The sequence below is a fragment of the Shewanella sp. SM101 genome, from assembly GCF_025654465.1.
Taxonomy (GTDB): Bacteria; Pseudomonadota; Gammaproteobacteria; order Enterobacterales; family Shewanellaceae; genus Shewanella; species Shewanella oncorhynchi.
Genome location: NZ_JAKKRH010000151.1, coordinates 1 through 523, shown reverse-complemented (window position 1 = coordinate 523; position 523 = coordinate 1). Strand labels below are relative to the sequence as shown.

Sequence of the window (523 nt, the reverse complement as noted above, 5' to 3'; positions counted from 1 at the left end):
CTCTTTAGGTAAATCTCGCCAAGGGATACCTGTTCTAAGGCGGTAAAGAATACCTTCGAATGTTTGTCTATGTTCAGGTTTGTCATAAACACGGCCTGTGCTTTTCATTAAATGAAATAGCTTTTCCCAGCGTGCATCGGTTAGCATAAGTCTTGGCATGGCTTGAGGTTATGGTTACTTTTGGCGAAGCAAATTATAACGTCTTGCCATGCTGTCTAAAAATTACTCTCGAAAGATCAACAGACCCTAACTATATTTTTGAGCGGGCATTAAAAGATTTTGCCGATATGAAGGTTGACTCGGGCTTTAGGATTGCGTTTAACGTGGCGCCAGCGTATTGAAAGCTTATGCCAGTTGCGGATTTTAGTGGCTATCGATGACTTTGGTACTGGGCAAACAACCTTATCTTTGTTACAAACCATGCCATTGTATTACTTGAAAATCGATAAGACGTTACTCCAAGAATAGCTAATCCGAATTTGGCTAAAAAGAGCCAATTATCTAACAAGGTTTTGTCCAAAAG

The 523-nt window shown here is 40.2% G+C and carries 1 protein-coding gene and 1 pseudogene; one reads left to right on the top strand and one right to left on the bottom strand.

Features of this window, described 5'->3' with window-relative positions; translation table 11 throughout:
• On the bottom strand, positions 1–159 hold a 159-nt coding region (locus L5M38_RS24430), incomplete at its 3' end, for a transposase (protein ID WP_263180559.1).
• Positions 160–248: 89 nt separating this feature from the next.
• Here L5M38_RS24430 and L5M38_RS24425 point away from each other — a divergent pair.
• Positions 249–459 (top strand): annotated as a pseudogene (locus L5M38_RS24425) (cyclic diguanylate phosphodiesterase); the annotation flags it as partial.
• Positions 460–523 lie beyond the last annotated feature (64 nt).